Raw genomic sequence first — 23,260 nt, 5'->3', positions numbered from 1 at the left:
GAAAATAGTAATTCGAAAAAGGATAGAGCAGACCCTGATCATGGGCGCTCTATCCTTTTTTTCTCCGTCAAAAACCTATCTTTAAACTTTCTCCATCAACATACACGCCTTCCGAACGCGTAATCGTCAGTTTCTGTTCCTCACTGAAGCCGATCGTTTCCCCATGTCTCAAAGTGACGTTGTATTGTATGACATAATTTGAAATATCAATCAGGAATTCGCGAAGATCGGCTGGATCGGCCTGACTGTCGACAATTTCGATTTCCTCCTTGCCAAACGGTTTCAGACCGTTCGTGTATCCGTTCGTGCCGGATTCCGTGCGAACCAAGCCAAAATGGACCAGATTGAGGAGAGGGAACTCTTCCTCTTCTTCGCCCTCGGATTTCATGATATCCGCCATTTTCAAGTACATGTCGGGTTCAAACACAGTGCCGGATGAATAGAGTCCTATGGCATTAGGAAGCTTCAGGCAGCTGGCGGCCAGCTTGACGTACATTTTGCCGCTGTCGAGCGGGGAACCCCAGCGGGTAAAGACTGCAAGGATGATTTGGGCGACATGAGTTTTGACCACGTCTGCGCCTCCGGGCCAGAGATAGTTGCCCTGCGCGTAATGTTCGGCCTCACCGTCCGGGACGGGCGCATCAACAAAGCTGACGGCCAGAGTGAAGCCGTCTACGTCAAAGACCAGAATCCCTTCCTGCTCCCTGGACTCGCGGCCGTCCTCTCCTGCCGGATAGGATATGTTCCAGTCTTGCAACAGGTTATTCTTGATTTGTTCCAGATCGCATTCGGCCGAGTTCAGCAGCACGAATCCGTTGAAAATACCGGACGATTCGCTCTGCGGCTCGCTCTCATCGCTTTGGCTTTGCTCGGCCTCGATGGCCGCCGCCTGCTTCATCCAGTATTCACGGATCATTTCTACCATCGCAATCGATTGCTGCTCCGCTGTTGCCGGATCATAGAGCTGCATCTCGCTGAACACATGGCCGCAATGCTCGGTGTCGGAGGGCTGCTCATAACCGCCGCAAACGCCGAGAAGCCATTTTCCCAGCATGTTTTTCTTATACTTGAATATGTAATAGTGCATGTTGTGCAAATCAAATTCGCCTGCAATTTCGATCTTGCTGGGCTTCCGGCCGAGTTCGTGCTCATCCGCCAGCCAGTCGATCATGGACTCCATTGCCGCTTGCCGTTGGGCTGTCATTGTTCTCTCTCCCTTAGATAGAAGTATAGTCCTATAAAGTTATATTCTACCAACCTATAGAGGGCAATTCAACGCCGGCAGATGTAAGCCTGGACTCCAGACAACAAAACCCGCTATAACGGTTCATGATTCTATTATTTTGGAGGAATTCCCTCTTATTAGAGGGAATATGTACCTTACGATGACATAGGGCACAATCTTTGAAATGACGGGAGGAAATTATGATGAATGAAAGCAAGTTCTTCAGGCAGTTTTGGGAACTCCGGGAACAGACCCTTGCCTTGGCGGAGTCCGTTTCGCCCGATTTGGTCGATATTGTTCCGTCCGGGTTTAACAACAGCATCCGGTGGAATTTGGGCCATATTCTGGTGGCCTGGGACCATGGCATTTTCCCTAAAATCAATGAATCCAGGAGAATACCGCAGAAATATCATTTTATGTTTCCTAAAGGAAGCAGGCCGAGTGCCTGGACAGAAGAGCCGCCGGCCTACGAGGAGATTGTATCCAGGCTGAGAAGCCAGGTGGACGAGATTATTACTGCTTCGGACGGAAAGCTGAATGATCTCGTGGCCCAGCCGTTCTTGCGGGTTAAGTATGTGCGGGGGATGTTCACATTTCATCTGAGAGAAGAAGAACATCATCTGAATTGTATGCGGCGCATCATTGCGGCAGCGGAATCTGCCCCCGCTGTGGAATGAAGTCTTTTATCGCTATATAAATAGTTTTGCGGACATACTCCCCTGTCCATTGGTCCAAGCACTCCTCCTTCCCTGGAATACAATGAATCAAAGGAGGGGTGATGATGTACAAGTACAGGATCGATTCATGGGGAAGGCTCGTTCCCTGCGATAATCAAGAAACTGGCAACGAGCAGCAAACAACCTGCCCTGACAAGAATAGAGAACGTCCAGCGGAACAGGGGCCTTCGGGACCGCGAAAACGTCGGACAAAAGGAAGAAAAAAATTACGCCACGGATGCAATTGCCGCTGCCGTTGCTGCCACCGCTGCCGCCGCAGATGAAATTAATTTATAGAACATAGAAGCCGCCTTGACGGGGGCTTTTTTCTTTATGTCATCCTATCATTTCGGCTTGGGTTTAACCCTTCCGCTCGAAGGGTACTGGTACTACGAGTACATCAACGAGGGAAAAGGAGTTGACGATCATGGAACGGATAGTCAGATCTTTTTTTGTAAAGGATGATGGAGAGGTCCCGAATAACTACGAATTGCCGGTCATTGTGTACCTGGGCGTATTCAAGGATAACCCGGACGGGATGGAAGAGGCATTTCAGCGCCATGGGTGGAGCGGCAGTTGGACCGGCGGCATCTATGACTACCACCATTACCACACCAACACGCATGAGGTGCTTGGCGTTAAATCCGGAGTTGCGACTGTTCTGATTGGCGGTGACGCAGGGGAGCGTCTGGAACTGCAAACCGGAGATGTCATCGTGCTGCCGGCAGGAACCGCACACAAGAAGCTGGCAAGCAGCCCTAACTTTGCAGTGGTAGGCGCTTATCCGGAAGGAAAATCACCTAATTTGCGGGAACGCAGGCCGGAGGAGCGCACGCAAGCGATCGCCGAAATTAGAAATGTACCTGTCCCGCATAAGGATCCGGTGTTTGGTGAAGAGGGGCCTTTATTGCATAAATGGGTGAAATAAATTTTTCAAGAATAAATGTGGGATGTGAGAGAAATCATAGCTTTTAGTAGAGGTTACAGTGATAACTAAAGCTATAAGCGTTTTCACCCACAGAAAGATGAAGAGTTTATGAACAGTCTTGAACATTGAGAAGGGTTCTCATATAATAATTAATATAAACAAGAGATTAACCCATTAAAATAATATTTTGGAGGTAGGTTCATATGTCACTGATTGGTAAAGAGGTACTCCCATTTAAAGCATCCGCATTTCACAACGGAAGTTTCATCGAGGTAACAGAAGCAGACTTGAAAGGAAAATGGAGCGTCGTATGTTTCTATCCGGCCGACTTCACCTTTGTTTGCCCAACCGAGCTTGAAGATTTGCAAAATCAGTACGAGACTTTGAAAGGAATGGGCTGCGAAGTGTACTCGGTATCCACGGATTCCCACTTCGTGCACAAAGCTTGGCATGACAGCTCCGAAGCCATCGGCAAAGTAGAGTACATCATGATCGGCGATCCTTCTCATGCGATCTCCCGCAACTTTGACGTGTTGATTGAAGAAGAAGGCGTTGCTGACCGCGGAACGTTCATCATCGATCCGGACGGCGTGATTCAAACTGTTGAAATCACTGCTGGCGGCATCGGCCGCGATGCAAGCACATTGGTGGACAAGCTCAAAGCTGCTCAATACGTACGTAATCATCCAGGCGAAGTTTGCCCGGCTAAATGGAAAGAAGGCTCCGAAACTTTGAAACCGAGCCTGGATCTTGTAGGTAAAATTTAAGGGAGAGAATACAATGAAACTGGATGCAGACATAAAAAACCAGCTGGCACAATACCTTGAGCTTATGGAAGGCGATGTTCTGCTGAAGGTCAGTACCGGCTCGGATTCCGTATCGGAAGAAATGACGGATTTGGTCAACGAACTGGCCAGCATGTCTTCCCGCATTACGGTAGAGCAGGCATCTTTGCCTAGAACACCAAGCTTTAGCGTAAATCGTCCGGGTGAGGACACCGGCATCACTTTTGCCGGTGTACCGCTTGGACACGAATTTACTTCCTTGGTATTGGCTTTGCTTCAAGTCAGCGGAAGAGCACCGAAGGCGGAACAAAGCGTCATCGACCGCATTAAGGGAATCAAGGGCGAATTCCAATTCGAAACTTATGTCAGCCTGTCTTGCCATAACTGTCCTGACGTTGTGCAAGCTCTGAACATGATGAGCGTTCTGAATCCGAACATCACGCATACGATGATCGACGGAGCGGCGTTCAAGTCCGAAGTGGAAAGCAAAGAAATCATGGCGGTGCCGACCGTTCACCTGAACGGCGAATTCTTCGAAAGCGGCCGAATGACCGTGGACGATATTCTTGCCAAACTGGGAACGTCCGACGCTTCCGAGTTTGAGGGCAAGGAGCCTTTTGAAGTATTGGTTGTCGGGGGTGGACCTGCCGGTGCGAGCGCAGCGATTTATTCCGCGCGCAAAGGCATCCGGACAGGGATCGTTGCTGAGCGCTTCGGCGGACAGGTCAACGATACCTTGGGCATCGAGAACTTCATCAGTGTGAAGTACACGGAAGGTCCTAAGCTTGCCGCAAGCCTTGAAGAGCATGCCAAGGAATACAATATCGATATCATGAAGGCTCAACGCGTGAAACGCTTGGAGAAGAAAGATCTCATCGAGGTCGAGCTGGAAAACGGGGCTGTGCTCAAGAGTAAGACGGTCATCGTTTCCACCGGGGCTCGCTGGCGTAATCTGGGCGTTCCGGGTGAAGCCGAATTCAAGAACAAGGGCGTTGCTTACTGCCCGCATTGCGATGGTCCTTTGTTTGCCGGTAAACACGTTGCCGTTATCGGCGGTGGTAATTCCGGCATAGAAGCGGCAATCGACCTTGCCGGTGTTGCGGCTCATGTTACCGTGTTCGAATTCATGCCTGAACTGAAAGCCGATTCCGTGCTTCAAGACCGCTTGAACAGCCTGCCGAACACAACGGTGATTAAGAACGCTCAAGTCAAAGAAATCACCGGAACTAATAAAGTGGACGGTATCGATTACATCGAACGGGAAACCGGAACAACGCAGCATGTCGAGCTGCAAGGCGTATTTGTACAAATCGGCCTCGTTCCTAATACCGATTGGCTGGAGGGTACGGTAGAACGTACGCGTATGGGCGAAATTATCGTGGACAACCATGGCGCAACCACGCTTCCGGGCGTATTTGCCGCCGGCGATTGCACGAACAGTCCGTACAAGCAAATCATCATTTCGATGGGATCGGGTGCCACCGCTGCATTGGGTGCCTTCGATTATATGATTCGTCAATAAAAATAAGCAGCACCATAAGAGATGATCCCTGTATTGCACAGGGGTCATCTTTTTTTATCCCCATTGGATACTGCATACACAGCATATTACGGCAATCAAATCTGCCTCCGCTCTGGAATGAGGCCTTCCAATCCGGGCAAACTTACTTATAAGGTTCGGGTTAATTTGGAGGAGTGGATGCAGAGATGGCAGAAAACAAAGATCAGCAGGATGGAAGAGAAGAGCGATTCCTGGACATAGACAGAATGATCAACGAAGGCCTGGGGGGCGGCAATGTGACTCTGGATAACGGGTTGATTGAAGAAACTACCACGGATACGATGGAGTATGCGGAGTCCATTCTCGATGACAAGACCGACACAGGCGCGGAACGGTAAGGAGATTTGAAAAAAAACTCCTAGCCGCCCAACTCGGTGGCCTTTAACGTGGTTTTAATTGAACAAGGAGCAGCTCCTTCGAGCAGCTCCTTGTTTTGTGTGAAGATCTAGTCCACAGGGATTTTGATGCTTATATTGTAAGGCTTCATGTAATGCATTCCTTTGATGATTAACTGCTCCGGTTGAACGGAGGCATCGAACAACAGGGTGCGCTCCTTCAGAATGGTTCCGTCCGGCAACTTGGTATCGTGTTGATTCAGGGTCGTATTCAGCGGGATATTCTCTCCGTTCGCCTGGATGGATACGCCGTCCAGCATAACGTCCTCTTCGGTAGCAATCGTGATCTCGATACCGCGCGAGGTTGATGACACCTTTTTAATCCACAGTTCCTTGTCTTCCAGCAACACCGGTTGATCGGCGGGGGAAGGAAGAGGGATCTTGAGGTCCAGCTTCCGGTACCCGACGAACTCTTTTATAACCAGCTTCAAAGATTTCAAGTCCTGAGGAAGTGCATCGTAGCGGATATCAAATTTCATTCCCCCATAGGAAGATTGACGGCCGCTGCCGACTTGGTCTACCGGTTGTCCGTTAGCTATCAATTCAATTCCGTCCAGGGAGTTTCGAATCCGATCGAAGTTGTCGATGTTCAGCGTTCCCTTGATCATCGTCATCGTAGGAGTAGCCGTAATTGTCTGAAAGGTAATCGTACCCTTGTCGACTTCCAGTGTCTTGCGAATGCGCTGCTTGACCTCGGTTTGCATGGCTTTGTTGGGATCATAGGCAAAGGTCAATTCACTGTCTTTCACAGTTCCGAATGACGGCTGCTGGCGGAAATGCAACGTTAATTTTTTGGCGAACGGACTGACGGGTTCGAAAGTAAACGTGCCTTTTATCTCGGTATGCTCGTCATTCATTAGGGAAGCCCCCGCCTCTACGAAGGAATCTGTCAGGAAACCGGTGATTTTGGCCGGGCTGAAGATGCCGTTTGCATCCGCCTCCGATACTCCCTGAGGATTGGACAAGGTGTAAAACAGGATCAATTGGTTCGCATCCGCCATGAGTCCGTCAATGGTGAGCACGGTTCCGCCTTGAAGGGTCATCCTTTTTTCGAGCGATTGTCCTTTTCCTTGATCGTTGAGCTCTTGGAGTGTACCGCTAATTAATCCGTCGAACCCGAGTAGTTGTTTGCCGTAATAAGCAAAGGCAGGGAAGTTGAAGCTGAGAATAACGATAAAAAGCAAGACGGCCGCCGCAGCTTTCCAAATGGGCGGAACCCGCCTTTTACTTCGAGATGGGGCTTTGTCCAGCGCTTTTCGGAGCCTCGTCTCCAGGTCTTCCGGGGCTGTAATGGAGTCGATCCTCTTTTTCTCCTCCGCCAACCGTTCCTCGATCTTATTCATCGGCTTCACCTCCATACAGTTCTCTCAGCTTCTTCAGTCCCTGAAAAATCCTTGATTTCACGGTTCCCAACGGAACCTCCGTCACCTCGGCTATCGCCCTATAATCCAGATCGTGAAAATATTTCAATTGGATCGCTTCTTTTTGCGGTTCGTTTAATTGCTGCATCAGCTCCTGAAGATCCATCTGTCGATCGCTGTTCTGGTAAGGGTCGCTCGTAAGGGGGGGACCGCTAGGGTCCGCTCCATCCGCAGTCTGCAAATCCTCCAGCAGAACAAGCCGTTGCCGTTTACGAAGCTGAGCTTTGCATACATTGACCAGGACAGTCTTACTCCAGCTATAAAATGCATCCTCATTCCGGAGCTGATGAATCCGCTCATACAGCAGGACGATCATTTCCTCCATCGCATCCATCGCGTCATGCTCATTTCCCGTATAGGCGAGAGCCAGCCGGTAGTAAGCGTCTTTATCGGCGAGAATCAGCTGCAGCAAGGCATCTTTATTTCCCCTTTTTGCTTGTTTAATTTGCCTGACGGCATTCATGGCTCCACCTCTCTCCCCTATAAGAGTCGTAACCCTAAGGAAAAGTTCATTTGCTATAAATAATATTTTGCCTGATTCTCCTTTTCCTTGCCACCAACCCGTGCGCATGTATGGAAGAAACACCCAAAAGGCTGTAGAATATAGGACAAATAGGGAATGAGGATAGATACCGGAGGGACAAGGCTATCCTGCCTGAACAGACATGGGACAGAATCCAGGGAGGTTTATATGAAAAAACTCAGGCTTATCGTCTATGCTTTGGCCTTGGTTATGCTTCTGGCGGGCTGCAGCAAAGCCGCAGAAAGGAATTCATCCGCCGTGCCCCCGGCAGGGAACGGGATTAATGCGGAGGGTGACGGCGAAATGGCTGCGGAGACCGCTTCGGCGGGGGGCGGTGAGCTTGCGGAAAAGGCAGAGTCATCCGAACCTCAGGACACTGCTATGTTATTTAAAAATTATTTGAAAGAGAAAGGGTTAGGAGGCGATCTCTCACTAATCTATTTTCAACAGGAAGATATAGATTTGGATGGGAACGAAGAAGCGATAGCAGCATTTGGAGATGCTGAGATAGCGGAAAATGAAAGTGAAGAGGATATTGAGTTCAACGAGATTTACGTTTTACGAAATCAGGGCGGAAAGATACATCAGATTGGAGATAGTCTGAATAGCGGCGGATACGGCATCAATGAAATCCGGCTCGTCCAGTTGGAAGACCGGGAGGAGAAGGTCATTTACCTGGGACTCACGAATTGGGTCAGTATGACCGGCTTTGGGTTGGTTGGAATTTCGGGCGATACTTTGGAGGATTTGGCCTATAGCGCCTCTGCGAGCGGATCGGGCGAGGATATGCTGATGGACGACGACGAGGACGGAAAGTTTGATGGCTATGAACAGCGCCGGGGCAGCTATGATGTCTTTTATTACGGGGTTACCCGCTATTTCACGTTGGAGCAAGGCGAGTTTGTACAAACCGACACCTCGGTGGAACTGTTGGAATACCCATCTACTCCAAAAGCGGCCGTAATGGAGTTTTTGGCATTAAGCATTATAGACGACCGACTGCCGCCGAATGTGGAAGAGCGTCTTGACGAACTTTGTCAATTCCGCGAGGCGAGCGGTGAACGGCCCGTGCTTGAAGTGGACTACGGGACAGTAGGCAATCTGCAACTGGAGTTGGACGGCGAGGATGCTTATTTCGAAGTGGAGGAAAGCGGAAGCGACGCCATAGTTGCGTTGGTTGAGACGGGGGCGGACGGGACGAAGAAGCAAACGATCTTCAGCCTTGCCAAGGACTCGGGTGCTGGTACAGAGAAGTGGAGCATCTACGACATCGAAGTAGTGGGGGGACTGAATAAGTAATTTGGGCAAGGCAAGCCCCAATGAATAATAACTGTAGTTTATCCAGTTAATTCTCCTGAAAAATGACTTTTAGATAAATTAGATGTAAAACCTCCATTAAATTTCGCCGATCAAGCACGGATTCTGCGTTATAGCGCCAAATAACTGTAGTTTATCCAGTTAATTTTGATTATCAGGCAGATTGACGGAAATTAACTGTAGTTTTTCCAGTTAATTTGTTGGGAGGAAGCAACCCCCTGTCCATTGGTCCAAGCACCTCTTTGTCCAAGTACATACTTTGATATAAAAGATCGGATCCGCCAGCAGCAAGCCGCCTGCCTTTATACCGTTTGAAGATTCAATAATTCGTGGAATAAAGAGGGCATATTCTTTTTTAACGTCCTGTAAAAAATGATCTTGTTCACAACCCCAAAGAATATACTAGAATGCCTAACGAATTGCCGTGGAAGTTTGAAATTCCGCTATTCTATTTTATCGATCGGGAGGGATTCTATGAACAAGAAGAGCAGATGGATCAATGCCCCGTACGCATTTGCGCTAGGCATGTTTGCGATGATGGTGCCCAGCCAGGCCTTCAGTTCGTTTTACAGCTATTACTATGTGGAAAAGCTGGGGCTCGGCATCGGCCTGGCAACCCTGGCCCGTACGATCTTCCTGATCTGGGACGCCGTGAATAATCCGATCTTCGGCTACTGGTCAGACCGGACGAAGACGAGATTCGGGCGGCGCAGGCCCTGGGTTATGGGTGCGATTCCGCTGTTTATGCTGTTTTTCGTGCTCGTCTTCTCACCTCCCGGCGGATTGACGGAGAATGGGCTGTTCGTCTGGTTTTTAGTCACGCTGATTCTGTACGAGACGGTTGCAACCGTGCTATGGGTAAACTATGGCGCCCTATTTCCGGAATTGTTCCGCGGGGACCGCATCCGCGCCAAGGCTTCGGCCGTGGAGCAAGGTTATCAGATCGTTGCGTTGCTGATTGCGACGGCGGTCACGCCCCTCATTTATGCCGCCCTAAACTTCTCGATGATGGCGGTGTTGTATGCCTGCGTCTTCGGGGTAGCGATGTCCGTCTGGGTACTGAGCGTCCGGGAGCAGCCGGATGCCAGCCAAGGGGAACCGTTGAAGCTGATCCCCGCGTTCAAGGCGACGGTGAAGAACAGGAAGTTTTGGGTGTTCAATATTTCGAACTCCTTTGCCCAGACGGTCAATGGACTGCTCAGCTCGATGATTCCTTTTTACGCAAAATACGTGCTGCATATCAGCGAGGGGCAAGTTTCGATTTTGCTGGCCGCCGTATTCGTATCGGTAATTCCGTTGATCTTCGTCTGGTATTGGATCATCCGCAGAATGAACGGGGTTAAGGCTTGGCGCTTATCCCTCGTCGTTTACGGCCTTTCGATGATTCCGCTCTGGTTTGGGTACGATTTGGCCAGCGGAATTGCGGCCGGTGTGGCGGCGGGCTTCGGGTTGGCCGGCTTCCTGGTGACTCCGCCGATCGTGAGCGGCCGGATCATCGATGAGGATGCGGAAAGAACAGGATTAAGAAGAGAAGGGATTTATACCGCGGTGGCCGGGTTTATTACGCGTTCGAGCGGTCTGATCTCGGCGCTGGCCTTTTTTGTGGTCGGCATGATACTCGGCTATGAGAGCGGCGACGATCCGGGACCCGCGCCGGAGTTGACCTTCCGGGTGCTTATCAGCATAGTTCCGATTTGTCTTCTCGCGATCTCTGTCGCTTTGTCTTATAGTGCGAAATTCAATTTCAAGAAGTAACCGAGCTTCGAAACAGAGTAATTCCACAGCTGCCGCAAATCGTTGCTTTCCTATGATCGCGAAACTGATAAACCGAATATTATTGAGACCATTATTGAATTAAATTAAAGAAACGAAACAAGTACGTATTTTGGAGCCTGTAAAAAAACCTTTCTTACATTTAAGGTGGCTTGAATATGTAACAAAGCACCAACGTTGAAGAAAAAATTATGAGACTACTTGTTCACCAGCATTAATGACGCCGAAGGGCATCTTTCTTTTGTCTTACGAAAGCAGTCTATAGGTGATAGTTATAAAATAACAGGGTTATATAGGTGAATTATTGGTAATATCTGTTTGTTCCTTATTGGAGGCTGGAAGAGTGAATAAACAGTAACGGAATAGTATTGTTATAGCTCATTTTGTGAATGCCATAAAGTTTAGGAGGAATATCATGAAATTGTGTCGAAAAATGAAGTGATACTCAAATTATGTTGGAGGTTCAGGCAATGAAGGCAGTTTTCTCAGGGTATTATTCGCCTACAGAAGAGGAATTTGAACAACTGTGGTCAGAATGTCTGTTTGTCTTTGATACCAATACACTATTAAATCTTTATAGATACTCCAAAGAATCTAGAGAATTGTTGTTTAAAGTGATGGAAACTATTGTAGACAGAATTTGGATACCCCATCAGGTTGCTCTAGAATATCATAAACATATGCTCGTGGAAATTAACAACCAAAAAAATGAATACAAAAGCATCTCTGAAAAGGTGACTAAGTTTGTTACATCATTACAAGGAGAGTTAAGTGATCTTCGTCATTCAAATATTAATGCTGATCGTATTAATGAACTACTGAAAGGTTTCGAAAATAAAATAAAAGACGAAATAAAACTCCAGGAATCAAGCCAACCTGATTTAGATTTAATAAAAGAGAAAATAGATGTTTTATTCACCGGAAAATTAGGGCCTGAGTATACTCAGATGAAGTTAAATGAAATATATGAGTTGGGCAACAAGAGATATGAAAACAAGATCCCACCTGGATATAAGGACAGCAAAGAGAAGGACGCAAAAGTCACCTTCACCAACGGTCTTGAATATATAGACAAGTATGGTGATTTAATTTACTGGTTTCAAATATTAGATAAATCAAAGGATCAGTTAGTTAAATCGATTATTTTAATTACTGATGATAATAAAGAAGATTGGGTATTAACCATTAAAGGCCAAAAAAAAGGTCCTCAACCTGAACTTGTACATGAATTCAAAAGAGTAAGCGGCAACAAATTATTTTATCTTTATAATACTGAGCAGTTTCTTTCACAGGCGCAAAAATACTTTGGAAAGTCTATTAACAATCATGATCTGGAGAAAGCAATAGAGGATGTAAAAAGTACAAAGAAATTCTTAAATGAACAAAATAAAATTATAAGTTCTGTTCAAAAGAACTTTAATGATATGGTGCATAAAAATGCTTTATTTGATGAGGATATAGTATTTCACTATGATGTTTTTGCTGAACTTCAAGGAGAAGTACAGGATATTTTTATGATATCCACGTTCTTTACAAGAGATATGTTTTATCTTACAGGTGAAGAACTAAATAACGTCCAAACTATTCGATTATCTAATAATTTCGTGTCAATTCAGTTTTACTCTGATATCTTAATAAGTGATCATATTCTGATACATAAACTAAACGAACATTATTCATCTATTAAGGAGAAACAAAAATTCGTTATAAAAATAATAAAAGTTAATGTTACAACGGAAACAATACCCGTTCCATAAAAATATTAAAAGGGCTGCAATCAATGCAGTCTTTTTTTTATTGTGTTAATAGGGTGAATTTCAGATAAGCGCAATTACATCCTGTTTGTTATAGGCATAAATATCGGCTTCCGAATATCTGACATATTGCCTTTACGAGTCAGGGACCTAAAAAACCTTTACTATATATTACGGAAAAGAAGACTCGTAAACAGAAGGACGTTCGAAAAGAATCCAACTGTTAGGCTTGAATTGCTTTTGTTGGTTGGAGATCGAACGAATGACGAGTTTCTAATTAAGAGTCGAGAAGGAGTTAATAAACTTTTGGGACGCTCGATGACATACAAGATCAGATCATGGGGGCCATCAGGCATGAGTTCTAAACTTGAAGGCATAGGAAACCATTCTAAAGACAAATGAATATTATTTCTATAAAGAAACGAAGGATATTTTTCAACCACTCCGACCCTAACATAATACTTCGTTACATAGAGATTACGCAAAACATAATCAACCTATTAACGGGAAGGTTTAGGCTTTGAGTTATCCACAATCTGTACCTGTGGAGCTGATATATTGATAGGACTGAAATCCCTTGATTTATATGATTTATCGGTTCTAAATGAGTTCCCAGAATAAATCCTTACGAAGAATCCAAGAGCCCAATAGCGGCGAGGCCTATCGGATTTTTCGAGCAATGGGTCCTTCTCCGGCCTTCCAATTTCAATACTGGGAACGCGGGATGCTATACTATAATCCGAGGAATCGCAGTCCACAGGAAATAAGGAGCTGAATCCAATCCATGAACATAGCAACTATCCAAAAAGCAGGTCACGGTCAGCAGGGGTATACCGTAACTTTTGAGCGCAGCTTGAAGCATCCTGCCGAGCAGGTATGGTCTTTCTTAACGGAAAATGACAAGCTGAAGCAATGGTTCCCGGAACTAAGCGTGGATGAACTGGTCGAAGGCGGAGCGATCAAGTTTGATATGGGAAACGGCAGTTTCGAGGAGATGACCCTTCTGGAGGTTAAACCCTATAACGTGTTGGAATATACTTGGGACCAGGACCGCGTCCGTTTTGAACTGTTCCCTACGGCGGAGGGCTGCCGGCTTCTTCTCATTGAGAAGATAACAAGGATTACCGACCATACGCCGCGGGATTTGGCAGGCTGGCATGTTTGCCTCGACGTTATTGCCGCCTTGTTGGCCGGGCGCTACTTCCCGTCCCGCAAAGCAGAATGGGAAGAACGGTATGCAGATTATCGCGAGGCCATTTCGGCGATCGGAGATTCACAGGAATGATGGACAGTAGTATAAGCTGATGAAACGGCATGAACCGGTTGTTTTCCGGGAACATGGCGTTTTTTTTATAAGGCAGCGTTTACAAAAAAAAGAGAATACCCTCAAAAAGATTGGAATTTTCAATAGAGATAAGGTAACTTAATATATAACGACAAAAACGTTTTTAACGACATAAGGAGAGAACAAATTGACTACAAAGAAACTGGGAATTCCATTAGAAGGCTTTGCCGAGTTCAGCAGAAAAGTAGCTGCCGAAGGTGCCGTGTTGTTGAAAAATGACGGACAAGTTCTTCCGCTTCAAAATCAAGAAAACGTTGTAATTTTTGGCCGGACCCAGGTCAACTATTACCGGAGCGGTACAGGATCGGGCGGAAGCGTCCATGTGGCCTACACCACGAACCTGCTTGACGGACTGCGGAGCAAAGAGCAGATTAAGGTCAACGAAGACGTAGCGGCCGTCTATGAAAAATGGATTGAGCAAAATCCGTTCGACAACGGCGGAGGCGGCTGGGCTGCCGAACCATGGCATCAGAAGGAGATGCCTTTGACCGATGAACTGGTGCAATCGGCCCGGCGCCAATCGGACAAGGCGATCATCGTTATCGGACGCACCGCGGGCGAAGATCAGGATAATGCCGATGCGCCGGGAAGCTATCGTTTAACGGATGATGAGAAGGCTATGCTGAGCATGGTAACTTCCTATTTTGAACAAACGATCGTTGTTTTGAATGTTTCCAACATTATCGATATGAGCTGGTTGGACGACGCAGGATATGCGAATCCGATTTCGAGCGTGATTTATGCTTGGCATGGCGGTATGGAGGGCGGCAACGCAATTGCGGATGTGCTTGTTGGAGAAGTGACGCCAAGCGGGAAATTAACCGATACGATCGCTTATTCCATTGAGGATTATCCGTCGACACGGAATTACGGCAATGAGTTCAAGAACTTATATCAGGAAGATATTTATGTAGGATACCGGTATTTCGAAACTTTCTGCCCGGATCGGGTTCATTTCGAATTCGGTTTCGGTCTTTCATATACGCAGTTTAAGCTCGATTCCGAAGAGGCTAAAGTGGTCTCCCGGGAAGGGGAAGCGTATTTGGAAATCGGCGTAAACGTGCAAAATACCGGGACCCGGTTCTCCGGTAAAGAGGTCGTTCAGGTGTATGTGGAAGCACCGCAAGGCAAACTGGGCAAGCCGTCCAAAGTTCTGGCCGCTTTCGGCAAAACGAACGAGCTTCAGCCGGGCGAATCGCAGCGCCTTACGCTAAGCTTCCCGGTACGTTCCTTGGCTTCTTACGATGACGGCGGCGTAACGGGGCATCGTTCCGCTTATGTACTGGAAGCCGGAGTTTATCGCCTCTATGTAGGCGGCAGTGTGAAGGACCTGGTGCAGATCGGCGTGGATGGACAAAGCGGGTACAACGTGGAGTCGCTGCAAGTCGTGGAGCAGATGGAAGAAGCGCTCGCACCGATCGAGAGCTACTCCCGGATGAGACCGGGTACGCAAAAGGCGGACGGTTCGTACGAGCTCACTTATGAAGAGGTGCCGACGCGCAAGATCTCGCTAGCGGACCGGATTCAAAGCCGTCTTCCAAAGACCTTGGAACAAACCGGGGATCAGGGTTATACGCTTCGGGATGTTTCGGAAGGGAAAATCAGCCTGGAGACCTTTATCGCTCAACTCAGCGATCATGATTTGGCGGTACTCGTCCGGGGCGAGGGAATGGTCAGCCCGCTTGTCACTTCCGGTACGGCTTCGGCTTTTGGCGGTGTCAGCGACCGGCTGTTCAACTACGGAATTCCGGTTGGTTGTACAGCGGACGGTCCGTCAGGCATCCGGATGGACAGCGGAGAGAAGGCAACTCAAGTTGCTATAGGCACCTTGCTGGCTGCTACCTGGAATGTGGAGCTCGTTGAAGAGCTTTACGTCCTGGAAGGCAAAGAACTGCTCAGAAACGAGATCGACACCTTGCTCGGACCGGGTCTTAATATCCGGCGCAGTCCTCTGAACGGACGGAACTTCGAATACTTCTCCGAAGACCCGTTGGTTACCGGTGTATTCGCGTCGGCTTGTACGCGCGGCATCATGAAGGGCGGCTCTAACGCTACGTTGAAGCACTTCGCCTGCAATAACCAGGAGAAATACCGCAGTAAAGTGGATTCGGTCGTATCCGAGCGCGCGCTGCGGGAAATTTATCTGAAGGGCTTTGAAATGGCGGTTAAGCAAGGCGGAGCCAATTCGATCATGACGGCTTACAATCCGATCAACGGGCACTGGTCCGCGTCGAACTATGACCTCAACACCACCATTCTGCGCGGGGAATGGGGCTTTGATGGCATCGTCATGACCGACTGGTGGGCTGTAATGAATGACGTCGCTAATGGAGGTCCGGCCGACCGGAAGTTTACGAACTTCATGGTTCGTGCCCAAAACGATCTCTACATGGTTGTCAGCAATTACGGCGCAGAAATCAACGCTTATGACGACAATACGCTGGCGTCTCTCGAGAACGGAACTCTGACCCGTGGTGAACTGCAGCGGAACGCGATGAATATTTGCCGGTTCCTCATGAATGCACCTGTATTCTCCAGAAAGCAGGTTCTTCATGCAACGGTTCAGCAATTCAAGGCGGCAAGTCTTTCTTCCGAGCCGGCACAGGTGCAAGAGCTGTCCCGTCAAGCACAGGTTGAACCGGTTGCTAATGGATCGACGTTCATTCGGGCAGACGTAGCAGGTCCATACTGGATTACGGTGAACATGATGTCCCCGGACGACTACTTGGCTCAGAGCGCTTGCAATATCATGTTGAACGGCCAATTAATGACTACCGTCCAAACGAACGGGACCGAAGGCAAATGGTTCCGACAACGGCTCGTAAAAGTCGAGCTGGAAGCGGGTCTCTACGAGCTAACGCTTGATTTCGTCAAACCGGGCTTGCAAATCGGCTGGATCGAGTTCAAATTGTCCTAGAAGAATACCTAAGCAAAGGGGTAGTACATTTGAGAGGATATAATGTTTGGCGACCGGTTTTGTTGATTGCAACGGCGTTGTTGACGAATACGCTGGTTACGAACCTCTGCATTTTGTTCGGACTAGAGCGCGGCCTGGCGGGCGATATCGGGTTCGTCGCCATGATTATTGCGGCGTTGGTGACCTATAACCGTATGACGAAGGGCCGCCGCCGGAAGTAAGATTGGGCAGGCAGTTCCTGTTGTTCTTTTACCGGATGGTTAAGTTAATATCGAGAAGCACTGACCTTGGTCGGTGCTTTTCTTATTAGATTAAGACTTTTAGAAGGGTGATATATATGGTATTTTCCTATCGCACGCCCTAAATCGATGTATAATAGGTAGAGGTAAATAGCAAAATCACCAAATATCCCCTACCAGGAGAAATTGTGTCTATGAAAAAGAACAAAAAGCTAACGCTTATCCTCACACTTACTACAGGTATACTCGTCGGAACAGCGGCCACCGTATTTGCTCAGAATCCCATCACTTTGCTGGTAAACGGATCTAAGATCGGCTCGAAGGAAGCTCCAAGCCTCGTGAACGGAAGGGTTATGGTCCCCATAAGAACGACAGCCGAGGCTCTGGGTAAAGAGGTTCAATGGAATGCTCAGAAGTCAGAGGTCAATATCGTTGATCGGGAAGACCTATTGACCGAATATGTGAAGGGAACTCAGAAGGTCAAAATATGGGGTGAAAAATCGGACGGCGGATACTGGGGAATGCGGATAACCCTTGGTGAGATAACCCGCAACTTTCCTTTCTGGTATAATGTCGGCAATCCATCCTATGCCCCTCAGGTTTATCTTCAGGATCTGAATCAGGACGGCAAGGACGAATTATTGATCATTTTAACGACGGGTTACGGAACAGGATTTAAAGAGGAAAAGGCATATATTTTCGATAGCGGGGACTTCTCGGAGATCCCTCTGGAGGACTGGCAAACCTATACTTTAAAACATGTCGTGCCGGGAAAAGTTACGAAAGAGGGGGCCAGCATCCAGATTGATCATAAAGAGCTGGCCATTCCGCATGGTATTCCAGAAGAGGATTTTAAGTCCGGCAAGCCTTATTGGTATGAAAGCCCGGCATATGGTCAATATTTCCGGTACGAGGTTCGAAATGATAAACTGTACGCGATTATACCTTTATGGTTCTCTCCGGCGCTTTCATCCGGCCAACTAGAAATTGAGTATTCATACAAAGACAAGTTTTTTCAGGGCGACGGCATTAAGTACGTGGAGAGCGAATAGCATTTGAGGTAATCTGGACGTACAATCGGCAATGGTTGCGTTCTATAATTTAAGAAAAGCCGGGATCCCAGGATTCCGGCTTTTTCTTAAGGAGTCTTTTATGTGGGAAGAGTCCTTGAAGCCGTTAGTCTTCTGGATTCTGCAGCCGGGATTTCCATTCAGCATACAACTCTTCGAGAGACGTATTCAGAATTTTCTCCATTCGATTAGGTTTTCGGATGATTTCATTAAGCGCGTCTAACCCGTATTCATCAATGATGTAATCGATCAAGGTGCCACTGTAAAAGTAGGCTGCTCCCCCAGCCTTATTGAAATAGTCAGACTGCTGAAATTGCTCCAGATCCGGAAAATCCAAAAAGGCGGAACCGAACAGGAGCTTAGACTCGAACTCGGCTTCAAATTGATTGGACGCATAATAGGCGGTCCCCTCATCAAGCCACTTTGTACGCCCGACCTCCGGGTTGACCTGCTGGATGACAGCATGAACGAGTTCATGCGTAATTTGATCGGTAAAAGCTTTTCGGGTATTCGGATTTTCGAGGTTCACCGGAGTGTACACTTTAATCGTTTTGTCTCTTGCATCATAGGTGCCTTCCGTATCGCGGCCGATCATTTTACGGAATGCTTCGTAATCCGGGTACACATGAACAGGGAGTTTGCGTTCCGATTCAAAATGGAACATCGTTGACAGGCGCGTGTAGTGTGCATCGAATTCGAGGGCTAAAATGTCGATCATCTGAGTGGTTTCGGAATCGTTAGTAGGGCTGTAAAAAAGGCCGTGCTCCGTCTCTTGGATGAGGATCAGATCTTTGTGAGTATTTTTAGGGAAGAGGAAAAACGCTGAAATTCCTAATAGCAATAGGACACCCAAGGCTGCTCCTTTATATCTCATATAACACCCCCGTTAACTGTTCTATATGAACATACTTGATTTTACTTCTTTGGTAAATAGTATTGAATAGTTTCGTGGTGAGGTAGAAAAGGGAAGAGGAAAGCCGGGAGTGCTCACAGAGCCCTCCCTAATCCTGGCCGACCCACTCTTTCCGGAGCGAAAAAAGATCCCTTAGCTCCTCAGTCGAAAGCTCGGTGATCCAGCCCTCGGAGCTTGCGATGACGTTGTCGCTGAGCTGCTGCTTGCTTTCCAGCATTTCATCGATGCGTTCTTCAAGCGTGCCCAGCGAAATAAATTTATGCACCTGTACGTCGCGGGTTTGCCCGATGCGGTAAGCCCGGTCGGTCGCCTGGTTCTCTACTGCCGGATTCCACCAGCGGTCAAAGTGGAACACGTGATTGGCCGCCGTGAGATTCAGGCCGACACCGCCGGCCTTCAAGGAGAGAACGAAGACGCATGGCTTTTTGGTGCCGGCCTGGGCGCTTCCCGCATCAATCGGCGTTTGGAACTGCTCGATCATTTTATCCCGGGCGGATTTCGGCGTACTGCCGTTCAGATAGAGAACAGGCTCTTGGAGCACCTGCTCAAGCACTCGCTGCATCATCTGTCCCATCCCTACATACTGCGTAAAAATAAGGCACTGTTCGCCTTCTTCCCGCAATTCCTTGACCATTTCCAGCAAACGCTCCAGTTTGGAGGAACGGCTGATGAGCGCCTCCAAATCCTTCCCGTCCTTTGAGGAATCTTCTGGCGAAGGGATGGGCTCCTTGGTCATCAACACAGGATGGTCGCAAAGCTGCTTTAATTGAGTGAGTGCTGCTAAAATAGCTCCCTTGCGCTCGATTCCCTCCAGCTTCTGCATGCGTTCCATCAATTGAATCACCGTCTGATCATATAGGGCCCCTTGTTCGGCGGTTAGATTCACGTACATTTTCATCTCGTTCTTGTCCGGCAGATCGAGTTGAATGTGCGGGTCTCTCTTCTTGCGGCGGAGCAGGAACGGCTTGATGAGCTTCTGCAGATCGGCTGTACGTTGTTCATCGTGCTCCCTCTCAATGGCTTGAACAAAATGTTGTTGAAAAGCCGATGCACTGCCCAGGAATCCGGGGCTGATGAAGTCGTAAATAGACCACAGCTCCGAGAGCCGGTTCTCGATCGGCGTGCCGGTGAGCGCAATCCGGTGTCTGGCCGGAAAGCTGCGGACGGCAGAGGATTGCTTCGTCTGCGCATTTTTAATGTTCTGGGCTTCGTCCAGACAAATCGTTCCCCAAGCGTATTCCTTCAATAACTCCTGATCCAGCGCGGCGGTAGCATAGGAGGTGAGGATCACATCGGCATGGTCCGCAGCCTCGCGGAAAGGATCGCCGTCCAGACGTCTTCCGCCATAATGGAGCATCACGCGCAGTGACGGTGCAAAGCGGTTGAGCTCCTTCTGCCAGTTCCCCAGCACAGAGGTAGGGCATATGATCAGAGACGGCTGTCCGGATTCTTCGCCTTGCCGCTCCTTTAAGTGAAGGAGATAGGCGATGAGCTGCACCGTTTTGCCGAGTCCCATATCATCGGCGAGGCAGGCCCCGAGGCCGAAACGCTCCAGCAGGACAAGCCAGCCGAATCCCTCATGCTGATAAGGACGCAGCTCCGCCCGCAGTCCGGCCGGCAGCTCGGGCTTGGGCAATTCCGATTGTTGGCCCAATTGCCGGATGAGCTGGTTCAAGTGCTTGTTCAATTCCACTTCAAGTCGGATTTGTCCTGCGAAATCGTCCGTACCGCTCAGCGGGTCCAGGCGGTCTGCCGCACCTTCGGTTCCGCCCAGCAAATGAAGCTGGAGCACCTCTTGAAAGGACATTCCCCGCGAAGAATCGACCCGTGCCATGGCTTTGCGAATTTGCGCGAGCAGCCGGGGGTCGAGCGGAATCCATTGTCCGCGGAAGCGGACAAGTCTTTCGTTGCGGGCCGCCAGCTCGGCGAATTCGGCTTCGGTCAGATCGGCATCGCCAATCGCGATCCGCCAATCGAAGTCGATGAGCGAATTCAGCCCGAACAGCGATTCCCCGCCGCCGGATTTGCTGCCGCCGGCACCCGCTGAGATTTTGGCCCGCACTCGCGGCTTGGTGCGGCTGGCTGCTTCCCACCAGGAAGGAAGCAGCACCTGCCAGCCGGCGTCCAGCAGCCGCCGGCTGTCTTCGGTCAGAAACTGCCAGGCCGCCCGGTCGTTCAGCGGTTCCGCAAAGACATCGCTGGCGGCAGTCGCTGCTGAGAAATAGGCCTCCGGCAGGCAGGCTTGCAAGCGGTCCAGCCAATTGGCGGAGCGGCTACGGACGTATTCTGACCACGTTTCGGGCCAAGTGCCGAAGCATCGGCCGTCAGTGCCGAGCCTTATGGGCACGAGCAGCGCAGGATTTAGCTTGTCCTGCAGAACAAGCTGAAGTCGCCAGTCCTCGTCAGCCGATGGATCAAATTCGGTTTCCGGTTCCATTCCGGGTTCAAGCAGCTGCAGCAACGGACGGAAGGGGGAAGTATCCGGCTTCCAGCCGATGTCAATAAGCCAGCTCTGTTCATCGCTTCCTGCGGACATGCGTTCTTTGCTGAACAACAGCGGGTAATCCCGGCGCAAATCGGCAGCGGCTTCTTGAGTGCCGTAATAACGATAGAAAACGGAAGCGGAGAAGGCGGCGCGCACTCTATCTATAAAATCCGGATCTATCTCGTCATAGTTGATCGCGTCCAGTTCTGCTTGGGCGGACGCACTCAAGTCCCATTCCCACGCCAGTTTACCCGATTTAGCCGCTGTATAGCTGGGGATATAGGCTTTCTCCTCCAGACAGACGGCCAGCAGGGGAGCTATTTGCCGGAGTGGCTGGGCCTGCGGCTGCCAGGTCCAGTCGATATGCCGGAGCAGTTCGCAATTCGCCAGGAAAGGGATGACCTGCTCGGCCGGGAGCAGTACGATTTCGATATCCTGGATTTGGGAGATTTCAAGCTCCGTCCCGTAATAAGACTCCTCGTGCCAGGCGAACAGGTGATGCTTCAAAGAAAGTCCGGATACGAAATTGCGGTCGTTTACCGTACCGAAAAATAACGCATCCCCATGTTCGCTCAACTGGATACCGATGGATATAGCTTGTTTGAATCGGGTCATGGTATTAGTTTTCCTTTCCTCAGCTCTTCCTGTAAAGCACGAAGACGACTGTGCTTGTCGGTAAAGGAGTCGATAAATTGCTCCCACCGCGCGGTAAGCTTCATTTTGGTATACAGCTTGGAGAGCCGCTTCAACAGCCTTACAGCCTTCTTGTAACTGCCTCTATTCTTCTCGAGCACATATCTCTCTACAGCCTGATGATAAAAAGGCAGCAATACCTCAGGAGCATTTTTCTCCAAGGGCTTCAGATCGGTTGCACGAATAGCGAGAGGATCGACATTATTGGAAAGCTGCAAGTCCATCCACTGCCTCCATTGCCCCAGCTCGATCATAAGCTGTTCGTAAATACGCTCCGAATAAGGGAGCATCTCTCTGAGCGTGCTCCACATCCTTTCCTCACATTCCGGAAGCTGTTCTACCGTCTTGCTCCAGTAGCCTGCATAACTGTCCATGACGTCTTTGTACCGGCTTTCCAGCAGAGGTCCGACCGTAATAAGCCATTCCAATAACCGGGTCCAGTCTTGTTCCATCAGCATTAAGCCCAGAATATTCAGAATGAAAACATAATAATCCTTCGTATTCTCCTGCGCCTGTTTGAGTAGCTCCAGAGCCATCCGATCATCGGATAAGCGGTAGTACATCCAGCATTGGGCCCGAATTAGCGCTTTTTGATGCACACTTGAACCGGGTTGTTTCCCCGCTTGCTCCAATAGCTCCAATTCGCGCAAGAAAACATTTTTATCTTTTATATTTGGCACAATCCAGGCTTGCCAGAGTTGATAATAAGGTTCTCCGAAAATCTGATCCTGCTGTGCATTCAGCATTTCATTGCGTATAAAGTCCAGTGTCTGTAAGACAACTGTCCATCCTTGTTGTTCAGGCCCGAGAGGTAGTGGTTCACCAAGGATTAGCCCGATGGAATCTTGCATTTCCTTTACGGCCACCGAATTGTAATAGCCCATAAAATTGGCATGATAAGTAGTGGAGGTTGACTTGGCAGGTAAAATTAACAGCTTAAGACAGTAAAGAGCGGCATTCAGATCATAAATAAGTCCCAAGCCGGGCTTGAGCTCCGGCTTAACGCCCCGGATCGCTTTCAAGACGCTTTCTGCATACCGTACCGTAATCGTTTTATCATCTACAGCATTTGCGCATAAATTGAACAGTTCATGCCATTCCGAAAGTGACGGTTCCAGAATAGCCCCCTCATTATCGTCCATGTGATTGCCCCGCATTTTCTTCCTCATTTCTTAAATTCTATTACATAGAGGTTTCTGT

Annotated in this window: 18 protein-coding genes; 12 read left to right on the top strand and 6 right to left on the bottom strand. The window is 48.7% G+C overall.

Features of this window, described 5'->3' with window-relative positions; all coding sequences use genetic code 11:
* Positions 1-67: 67 nt before the first annotated feature.
* Positions 68-1,204: a DUF4261 domain-containing protein gene (locus NYE70_RS25135; protein WP_290407259.1), complete on the bottom strand. Its 1,137-nt coding sequence runs from the start codon at positions 1,202-1,204 to the stop codon at positions 68-70.
* A 224-nt stretch (positions 1,205-1,428) separates the two neighbouring features.
* Here NYE70_RS25135 and NYE70_RS25130 point away from each other — a divergent pair, with 224 nt between their 5' ends.
* The 5 genes from NYE70_RS25130 (at position 1,429) to NYE70_RS25110 (ending at position 5,553) form a co-directional block, all read left to right on the top strand.
* Positions 1,429-1,902: a DinB family protein gene (locus tag NYE70_RS25130; RefSeq protein WP_341048814.1), complete on the top strand. Its 474-nt coding sequence runs from the start codon at positions 1,429-1,431 to the stop codon at positions 1,900-1,902.
* 466 nt (positions 1,903-2,368) lie between these two features.
* The gene (locus NYE70_RS25125) at positions 2,369-2,869 is read left to right on the top strand and encodes a cupin domain-containing protein (RefSeq protein ID WP_290407257.1); all 501 of its coding nucleotides are present in this window, start codon (positions 2,369-2,371) and stop codon (positions 2,867-2,869) included.
* 203 nt (positions 2,870-3,072) lie between these two features.
* Positions 3,073-3,636: an alkyl hydroperoxide reductase subunit C gene (gene ahpC / locus NYE70_RS25120; RefSeq protein ID WP_211022416.1), complete on the top strand. Its 564-nt coding sequence runs from the start codon at positions 3,073-3,075 to the stop codon at positions 3,634-3,636.
* A gap of 13 nt (positions 3,637-3,649) precedes the next feature.
* A complete protein-coding gene (gene ahpF, locus NYE70_RS25115) occupies positions 3,650-5,176 on the top strand; it encodes an alkyl hydroperoxide reductase subunit F (protein ID WP_211022415.1) in 1,527 nt (508 codons plus the stop codon).
* A gap of 185 nt (positions 5,177-5,361) precedes the next feature.
* Entirely contained in the window at positions 5,362-5,553 is a 192-nt protein-coding gene (locus tag NYE70_RS25110) for a hypothetical protein (RefSeq protein WP_211022413.1), read from the top strand.
* A 107-nt stretch (positions 5,554-5,660) separates the two neighbouring features.
* On the opposite strand, the gene NYE70_RS25105 is transcribed toward NYE70_RS25110, so the two are convergent.
* Entirely contained in the window at positions 5,661-6,953 is a 1,293-nt protein-coding gene (locus tag NYE70_RS25105; RefSeq protein WP_341048813.1) for a DUF4179 domain-containing protein, read from the bottom strand.
* Entirely contained in the window at positions 6,946-7,494 is a 549-nt protein-coding gene (locus tag NYE70_RS25100; RefSeq protein WP_213654374.1) for a sigma-70 family RNA polymerase sigma factor, read from the bottom strand. Before NYE70_RS25100 ends, NYE70_RS25105 begins: the two co-directional genes overlap by 8 nt.
* A 228-nt stretch (positions 7,495-7,722) precedes the next feature.
* Here NYE70_RS25100 and NYE70_RS25095 point away from each other — a divergent pair, with 228 nt between their 5' ends.
* From NYE70_RS25095 to NYE70_RS25065, 7 genes are all read left to right on the top strand, one after another.
* Entirely contained in the window at positions 7,723-8,853 is a 1,131-nt protein-coding gene (locus tag NYE70_RS25095; protein WP_341048811.1) for a hypothetical protein, read from the top strand.
* A gap of 492 nt (positions 8,854-9,345) precedes the next feature.
* Positions 9,346-10,626 (top strand): MFS transporter, encoded by a 1,281-nt coding sequence (locus tag NYE70_RS25090; RefSeq protein ID WP_341048809.1) that lies wholly within the window; start codon positions 9,346-9,348, stop codon positions 10,624-10,626.
* 488 nt (positions 10,627-11,114) lie between these two features.
* Complete coding sequence (locus NYE70_RS25085; RefSeq protein WP_341048808.1) at positions 11,115-12,401, top strand: PIN-like domain-containing protein; 1,287 nt, start codon at positions 11,115-11,117, stop codon at positions 12,399-12,401.
* Between the two features lie 781 nt (positions 12,402-13,182).
* Positions 13,183-13,683 carry an SRPBCC family protein gene (locus NYE70_RS25080; protein ID WP_341048807.1) on the top strand — a complete coding sequence of 167 codons (501 nt, stop codon included), beginning with the start codon at positions 13,183-13,185 and terminating at the stop codon, positions 13,681-13,683.
* A 187-nt stretch (positions 13,684-13,870) separates the two neighbouring features.
* Positions 13,871-16,660, top strand: coding sequence for a glycoside hydrolase family 3 protein (locus NYE70_RS25075; RefSeq protein WP_341048806.1), 2,790 nt, complete (start codon positions 13,871-13,873; stop codon positions 16,658-16,660).
* A 29-nt stretch (positions 16,661-16,689) separates the two neighbouring features.
* On the top strand, positions 16,690-16,881 hold the full coding sequence (locus NYE70_RS25070) for a hypothetical protein (protein WP_211022405.1): 192 nt from the start codon (positions 16,690-16,692) through the stop codon (positions 16,879-16,881).
* A 212-nt stretch (positions 16,882-17,093) separates the two neighbouring features.
* Complete coding sequence (locus NYE70_RS25065) at positions 17,094-17,951, top strand: stalk domain-containing protein (RefSeq protein WP_341048803.1); 858 nt, start codon at positions 17,094-17,096, stop codon at positions 17,949-17,951.
* Between the two features lie 124 nt (positions 17,952-18,075).
* Here NYE70_RS25065 and NYE70_RS25060 read toward each other — a convergent pair whose 3' ends face one another.
* From NYE70_RS25060 to NYE70_RS25050, 3 genes are all read right to left on the bottom strand, one after another.
* The gene (locus NYE70_RS25060) at positions 18,076-18,687 is read right to left on the bottom strand and encodes a hypothetical protein (protein WP_341048801.1); all 612 of its coding nucleotides are present in this window, start codon (positions 18,685-18,687) and stop codon (positions 18,076-18,078) included.
* A gap of 283 nt (positions 18,688-18,970) precedes the next feature.
* On the bottom strand, positions 18,971-21,982 hold the full coding sequence (locus tag NYE70_RS25055; RefSeq protein WP_341048799.1) for a DEAD/DEAH box helicase: 3,012 nt from the start codon (positions 21,980-21,982) through the stop codon (positions 18,971-18,973).
* Positions 21,979-23,202, bottom strand: coding sequence for a hypothetical protein (locus NYE70_RS25050; RefSeq protein WP_341048796.1), 1,224 nt, complete (start codon positions 23,200-23,202; stop codon positions 21,979-21,981). Before NYE70_RS25050 ends, NYE70_RS25055 begins: the two co-directional genes overlap by 4 nt.
* Between the last annotated feature and the right edge of the window lie 58 nt (positions 23,203-23,260).

Source organism: Paenibacillus sp. FSL R5-0407 (assembly GCF_038009185.1).
In the GTDB taxonomy this organism is placed as follows: domain Bacteria; phylum Bacillota; class Bacilli; order Paenibacillales; family Paenibacillaceae; genus Fontibacillus; species Fontibacillus vini.
Note: the sequence above shows the minus strand (reverse complement) of the source record. Positions and strands in the feature narration are given on the sequence as shown.